The sequence below is a fragment of the Nesterenkonia marinintestina genome (genome assembly GCF_025420485.1).
GTDB classification, from domain to species: domain Bacteria; phylum Actinomycetota; class Actinomycetes; order Actinomycetales; family Micrococcaceae; genus Nesterenkonia; species Nesterenkonia marinintestina.
In genome coordinates, this window is record NZ_JAOEFD010000025.1 from 1 (window position 1) to 7,530 (window position 7,530).

Here is a 7,530-nt window from a genome sequence, read left to right on the forward strand (position 1 = left end):
TGACGTGTCCTGGGTTTGGTTCCTTTGGGTTGTGAGAATCTGACACAACCTTGTAGGAGGGAACTATGCCCCGTCAGTACTCACATCAGTTCCGAGATCGCGTCCTGTCCTTGGTGGATGAAGGCCGCCGAGTCGATGATCTCGCCAAGGACCTGGGTATCTCGGCTGGCACGATCTACCGTTGGCGTCACCAGGCGCGCATTGATGCCGGAGAGCTCGCAGGTGCCACGAGCCAGCAAGCCACCGAACGTGCCGATGCGAAGCGGCGGATCCGACAGTTAGAAGAAGAGCTGAAGGCTACCCGGCTTGCGGCCTCGATGCTCAAGGATGAAGGTATCCGCCCAAAAGGCGGTTCCCGGTCGTCGAAGCCCTGACCGGGCAGGGCATCAGCACCAAGACCGCCTGCCAGGTGCTGCGGGTGACCGAGCGCGGCTACCGGGCCTGGCGGGACCGCCCTGCCAGCCAACGTACGCTCCGGCATCAGATGCTGGCGGAGACTATTGCCAACATCCACCGGGCTTCGCGGGGTTGCTATGGCATCCGCAGAGTCCATGCTGAACTGATCCACGGCCTCGGCATCGCTGTGGGCAGAGATCAGGTCGCCCGAGTCATGGCTGACACGGGGCTACGTGGTCTATCCGGGACGAGGAAACGCTATGTGAACCGGGAGCACCTGATCACCACCGACGATCTGGTCAACCGGAACTTCACTGCGACTGTTGCAGACCAGCTGTGGTGCACCGACATCACAGAACACCCCACCAGAGAAGGCAAGGTCTACTGCTGCGCGGTCATCGATGCGTACTCCCGCAGGATCGTGGGTTGGGCCATCGACACCAGGCAGACCACCACGCTGGTGCTCAACGCCCTGGATATGGCCGTTGAAGCACGGAAACCGCATCAGACAGTGGTCCACTCCGATCACGGGACTCAGTTCACCTCATGGGCATTCAGCAACAGACTCCGTCATGCAGGGCTCGTCGGCTCGATGGGTACTATCGGCGATGGTTACGACAACGCGATGATTGAGTCATTTTGGGGCACCATGCAGGTGGAGCTGCTGAACCGGAGGAAGTGGAAGACCCGACTCCAGCTGGCGAATGCGATCTTCGACTACATCGAGATCTACTACAACCGACAACGCCGCCACAGCGCCCTAGACTGGAACACACCAGAAGGCTTCGAACAGCCTCCGGCACTTCATGCTCTCACCTCGTGAATTCTCACATCCCGGGGGAACAGAACCCAGGGCACGTCATCAGCGGAACTAAACCCAGTACGGTTCAGGCCAGCGTCCCGATAGACCAACCCCAACCGGGAACACCCGCCTCTGACCTGGAGCGTTGATGCCATGCAGACAGGGGTGTCCCGTATAGGTGGTCCGCACGGTGTCCCGCTGACGGGGGGCTAACCGGGACACCGTGAAAGGCCGGTGAGGGCCTGGTTTGTCGGAGGGATTCGGGCCTCTGATCAAACTGGCGCGTGTCGATTGAGTGCCCGAGGCTCACGAAGATGCCGAAATACTCACCTATCGGATCCAGTCGCCGGTTTTCTCCTGTGGGACTACTCCCTCTCCGCCAATTAAGTGGGATTCCGACAAGTTGTCCGGGAACCTACATGGGTGTAGGTTCTCACCGAACCTGTCAGGGCGTCAGTGCGCTGACCTGGAGTTTGACACATGCAGGGGACTGGGTTTTTCTCGCTAACTTGTCATAATCCTCAGACTCACCTCGGCCATGAGAGACAGTAGACAGCGGGCGGTGGAGCGGCATCTCCGGCATTCTCGAACTGGACTGCCTGTCGGGAACTTCACGCATTGGTGATGACGAATTTACGAACGTCGCCTGGTCTCCCCACACACGTACTCTTGAGGTGTTCATTAGGATCGATCGGGAGTGGATCGATTGGACACTGGAGACATGGTCCCCGGCTGGTTCTAAGTCCCTGGCCGCTATGGGTAGACCTCACCGGTGATCGAGTCTTAAAGAAGTTTAGGGCGGCTCATCGACTCGGAGAATTCGGGCGTCTGTGAGACGCAGAGCGCTTTAGGGGCTCGATCTGCGCTGTACAGCTTGATCTAGCGCGATTAAGTATTCGCGGGCGACCAGAGTGGCTCGATATCCAGTCCTTTCGCCAAACATGAATCGAGAACCATGGCTGTGTACGTCCAGCGACTCGGCTAAACGTTTCCGGAGTGAGAAGAAACTGCTCTTCGATGTTTGCTTCGACGTGAACATATTTCCTCCATGGGCTAGTGCGTTCCTTAACTCAACTAGATTATCGAACATTTGTTGCACGGATTCAGGCTCGACATGAATTCCTAGACCTTGCCGCAGTGTCTTCTTCCTTGAATGCCAATCGGATGTGAGCCCGTTACGGTGCTCAGTTACTAGATATCTTGCGAGGTGCATCGAGCCACCCGATAACCTTCGGTACTCCTTTTCAACCAGTCTGTCGATCGTGTCGTTCACACAAGTTTCTACGACTGTTGCGACTTCGAGAACGATGAGTTCAGAGCCGGTTGCGTGGTTTCTATGTAGCCGGGCGAGCCGCTGCAGCGCGACTTCCGACTCCTTGGAAATTTCAAGCGGAACTCTTGATGGGATTTCGGCCCCACTCATAAGCACTCCTCAGGATCTGGGATTCCCTCTGAATTGACTTCCCGACTGCGGTGGGAGTCGCTCCGTCGCGTCTACCGACTGCGGCGGCGACCCCGGTTTGGGAGATATCTGAAGCCTCTACGAAAAGAGCAGCAGCCGCTTTCTCGGAAAGACGGTTCGCTCCAGCGAGAAGCCACGCTGCTTCCGCTCGAGCTACCTCGAACTTCGACTTCAGGAGCTTCTCGGCCCAGTCGAGGAATTTGACGCGAGAAGTGAGCTGGCTTTCTCCCACTCGGTCTGCTGCCCAAAGCAACCAAAGTTGCCCCCATGGAGAGAGGCGTTCGAGGTGAGACAATTTCTTGAGAAGCTCCCAGTTCTCATCCGTTTCTTCCCGTGCGACGAGGTACTCAACTACTTGGCGAAGCCGCAAAGGCTGGCGCTCAGCGATCTGCAGGAGCCATTCCTGCGGGAGACGCTCTGGGGCGTCGGCGAGTCCCAGCAGTGCGTACCCTCCGTAAATGAAGTCGCGATCAGGATCCCCAACCCAGTCCGAAATAATTGAAGTTAGAGCCTGAAAATCTATATCTGTCGTATCGGCTTCAATCTCAACTAAATCTACATCATCATAATCAACACGAATTGCTTCAATGAATCGTAAAGTGTCGGCAGCCTTATTCTTGTAATCAGACATGACTCGCTCTTTTGCATCCAGCTCAGCCTTTACGTCGGCCGCTTCTCTGAGTCGAGTTTTTTACTCGACAAGGCTAGGCCGACTCGTCGAGCCTCTTCTGCTGCAGTCTCTAGTGCGTTCTGAGCGTCGGACAGGCTCCGGGCCAAGATTCGAAAATCATCAGCGTAGCGATGGAGGGCGTAACCATGGCGGAGTAGTCCACGCGTGATGCGATCTAGATACGCATCGGCGAGTTGATGACTGGGTTTCAACGACTGGGGGATTCCATAGCCGCGTGGGAAGAGTTCTCCGAGAAGCCTCCGAAGCCCACTTACAGCGTCTTCATTCAAGCTCTGTAGCAGTAACTCGTCCGCCAATATGTTGTGATTTATGTACTCGTAGCAGGCGACGATGTCGATATCGATAATCCATGGATATTGCCGAGACTCCTCTGGGCTTGTCCCATAAGATTCGTGGTCGGCAAACTTAGCGTTCCTAGAGGGCTCAGGCAGAGCTCCTTGTAGCTGGTGTACCAGGGCTGAGTACAAGACGCGGGTGGAAGGGGCAAGGACTCCCACCGGTCGTGGCCCAACGCTGTGTTTAGGCATGGGTATAACTTCCATGCCGGGGGAAAGGCTTGTAGTGGCAAGCGCTCGCGCCGCCTTCGCCAATCGTTTCGTCTCGGTCTGCAAGGCTCGTTCGGAAACTAGAGGTGGCCAGCTTAGAAGTGGGTGTGTGAAAGTTTCATAGGCGGTTTCTTCTAGGGCGAGAGTATCGACGTATTGTCCGTCCAGATTTAGGATGGTTGCTCCTCGGGTCCAGAGTCATGGCGGGTTAGGGCGATTCGGAATGCGAACTTGTCGAAGGTTGTTGCTTTGAGCGTACTGGATTTTCGGATTAGGCCCACGCGGTGGGTGCCACCATCAGGCGTGCGCCCGCAGAGCTACCGGTTTACGGGCATCTCAACCAGGTGGTCAGGCCCCCTATGAGACGCCGATCTTGTGTTCGAGGTACCGCTGTAGGACGTCAAGTCCCACACCGAGACCGCGATTGCCAAGATCCGCCAGGAAGCGCTTGAGGCGACCACGCGCCGCGACTCGCTCGGCACCGCGTGCACCTTCATCCTCTAGCTCGTGCACCGCTGTTTCTAGTTGAGTCCGCTCAGATCCACCAAAAGTCGCAGCGAGTGCAAGTAAGTCTTTGGCTTCCGCTCCGAGATTGATGGTTCCCGCGATGTTCTGGACAATAGGGCCGGCCACGTCGTTGTTGAACTGTGGATTGAAATTATTAACCGTTAGCGATGAACTTTGGTTCACCTTCGGACCCTCTAAAACCCCGTTAGTCGTTGGAGGTGGGAGCATCTCGTCCAATGCCGCCTCAAGGTCCCTGCCCGCCAACCCGTCGATGCCGAGGACAACGTTCTCGAGCTTATGTTTGAGCACCAGCATTCGCTCTTCCCGTCTATGTTTGAGATCGAGGCTCAGGCGGTTCGCTCGGGTCGCGTAACGCGACACAATAATTGTGGCGGCGTCCTCCGTGATGCCGTTGGCAGTGAGTCGGACTACAGCAGCAGAAGGGGTCGCCACACAGTCACGGAGGAAAGATGAGAAGTCCTCGAAATAGCGTCTCAGCCCACCCTCAGAATGGCCGTCTCCGCTGAAAAACTCAAAGACTTGGCCTGCGGCGGTGCTGTACCCCTCTTGGCGAATATCACTGTGGCCCGTCTGGCCAAGCCACTCGCGGAACATCCCAAGAAGATCCTCCGCTTCTTGGGCGTAAAGACGCCCGCTGGGAACGTAGAAACGAAAGAGAAGGTCGCGCTCGTTGTCCTCTAAGAACCCGCTTGCAATGACCGAACGCTCGACGTTCGTGCGGTACGGGATGACGTTGAGTCGACGATCCCGGAGCATGGCGTTTACATGAGTCCGAGTGGCCTCGGAAACCGTCTTAAAGGGGTCCTCTCCGATTGATTCAAGGAAAGTGCGGTCCTCATCGCTAAACCTGAGGTTCATGTCGATCTCGACCTCGTACTCAAGTAGCGGCGCGTCGTTGGCCGCGCGCTGCTCATCAGTAAGGAAAACGGCTTCATGGATGAGGATTATGTGGGAGCGGGTAGCTAAGGCATCTAGGAGTGCTCTAGACGGTTCTTCATACTCTGGTTGGTTCATTGCCTCATAGTCGCTGCGTCGCAGGACGACGAGTGCGCCACGACAGTGTGGCGAAGTAATCATGGCCACGATCGTGTCCCAATTTTCAGGCTTCGAACTAAGCAACTTCTTGAGATAGGGGACACCGCTCGACCTCAACTTCGTAGTGGCCGATTCGCTGTCAATGTTTCCAACGAAAAGAAAGTAGTCGGGTTCGTCCGTGTCCATTCGTCATTTTTACAGATTTTACTCGACAGAGGAAAGCCGCGTAGGTCGCGGTGATGTCCCCTGTGAGCGGGCGGTAGAGGGGGGAGCCTTTCAAATTGAGCCAGAACTCTTCCGTTTTCTCGCACCAATCCGGTCCGCTGTCATCGCGAAGCCGTAGGATGATCGTCAACGTCGGTATGCAACGGATAGGGACTAAGAACGACTGAACTCTGGGGAAGTTTCGATCGCTACCTCGGTCTGCGCGCTCCCAACGAGTCCCACAAGGACGAAGTCGCCAGTACCGCGAGACGCGCCTACTTCCCCTGTTCAAAACCTCCTGTGATGGCTACTCAGAATCTCCCATCTGCCATGGACACGAGGAGAGTCCTAGACGAACTCCATTGCCACCACGACTCCTCGAGGGCGGCTCTTAAATCGCTCTTGCACTTGTCATATTCAATCCACGCGACGTGTGGCAGATAGAGCGCGATCCAGGCCAACTGCTGAAAGGCTCTGTCGGATCCAATCGTGGGCAACTAAGCTCGCAGGCCGACCGGTGGACATACGCAAAAAACCGCTGGACCATGTCTGAGGAGGTCCACCATTTGCACGGTACCCTTCTCGATTTAGCACATCGAAGGCCGCCTCGCGCAAGCTTTTTCCTCTATCCCCTGAAGAAGCGCGAAACCTAGCGCGTCCGTTAGAAGAACGATCAAATGGAGCCCCATATTCATTCTCGATGGTATCGAGCAAGTGGACTGGTACGGCGATCTTCATGACTATGCGGTCGCGTTCTGTTCCCTGCATGGGTGGTTTTTCGGTGACCCCGATAACTCCACGTTGTGCACCATCGGGCCATAGCCACCGCCATTCGAACGCCGAGAACAGTCCGGTCAGGGCTTCATCGTAGATCTCTGAGCCGAAACCGTGGGTCTCCAATACATACGTATCAACCAGTTCCTGAGGGAACAAGTCATCAGGACAGTCAACTGTGTGCGCGTCAGCCATCGGGTAGGAAACTAAACGCTCAACCTCATCATCGGAACAGGTGCGGGCCCAGTTGACAAGATCGCTGACTGCTGCGCCGGAAACTTTCAGGCGACCGACCTTGAAGCTCCCTAGCGACTTGAGATCTACATGCTGAGAAAGCTCATCCAGCCTCCTGCGGAGCCTCTCGAGGCTGATCCGTTGGGGAGCTGGACCAATTCCTGGGTCGAGGAGTTGTGAGGCAAGCGCATAGCGTCGTTCGCGTTCCCATAATCCGCCGGAGCATCCGAGGTCTAAGTGTTGCCAGAATCTTGACTCCATACCCATACCGCGAGTGGGCCTCTCTCGGATGTACTCCCAGGGCCAGGTTTTCTCTGCCACGGGCACAACCGTCCAGTGGCTGATAGGGCGTGAAGACTGTGCTGTTGCGGCCTCCATTTGGGAAGCGGTTTCACTTTGCAGGTTTGAGTACCAGTCGACGCTTACGGCCATTCGCGTGACAGTCATGTCGACGGTGAGTTGTTCTCCCTCGGCAGGCCGTGGAAAGACCAGTTCCTGATAAAACGGGGATGTTCGCACGAGGTGTTCGAGCGTTTCCTTCAGTCTTGTTGCTTGTTGTTGGGTATTGTCCGCGGGTTCTTGCAGTCCGAGGTTGGGCTTGGAGCTTTCCCGAATGAGCCAGAGCCCCATGCCTAGATCTTGCTCCAAGAAGCGTGTGACCAATTCGTGGTAACGGGGCCACTCTGCCTCTTCCAAGACAAGCGCTATAGCCCAGCGCCACAATTCGAAAGAAGAAGGTGAGCTCACTGCCTCATCCATCAAGGCGGGAGTTGATTGGACGGCTTGCGCGGCACACCACTGCTCGAGTAGAGGGAGGGTGAAGGAAAGTTCACGTTGCCCCTCCCGGCGTCGCACTAGG

At 56.3% G+C, this 7,530-nt stretch carries 4 protein-coding genes and 1 pseudogene; 1 reads left to right on the top strand and 4 read right to left on the bottom strand.

Annotation, left to right across the window (positions count from 1 at the left end; genetic code table 11):
- Positions 1 to 65 precede the first annotated feature (65 nt).
- Positions 66 to 1,219 (top strand): annotated as a pseudogene (locus N7E59_RS11720) (IS3 family transposase).
- Between the two features lie 1,364 nt (positions 1,220 to 2,583).
- Here the strand turns inward: N7E59_RS11720 and N7E59_RS11725 are convergent.
- The 4 genes from N7E59_RS11725 to N7E59_RS11735 all read right to left on the bottom strand — a co-directional run.
- The gene (locus tag N7E59_RS11725; RefSeq protein WP_261625123.1) at positions 2,584 to 3,291 is read right to left on the bottom strand and encodes a hypothetical protein; all 708 of its coding nucleotides are present in this window, start codon (positions 3,289 to 3,291) and stop codon (positions 2,584 to 2,586) included.
- 29 nt (positions 3,292 to 3,320) lie between these two features.
- Entirely contained in the window at positions 3,321 to 3,893 is a 573-nt protein-coding gene (locus N7E59_RS11910; protein ID WP_390905051.1) for a reverse transcriptase domain-containing protein, read from the bottom strand.
- Positions 3,894 to 4,253: 360 nt separating this feature from the next.
- Positions 4,254 to 5,645, bottom strand: a complete 1,392-nt coding sequence (locus N7E59_RS11730) for a hypothetical protein (RefSeq protein WP_261625124.1) — start codon at positions 5,643 to 5,645, stop codon at positions 4,254 to 4,256.
- Between the two features lie 435 nt (positions 5,646 to 6,080).
- A partial coding sequence (locus tag N7E59_RS11735) for a hypothetical protein (protein ID WP_261625125.1) occupies positions 6,081 to 7,530 on the bottom strand: 1,450 nt, incomplete at its 5' end.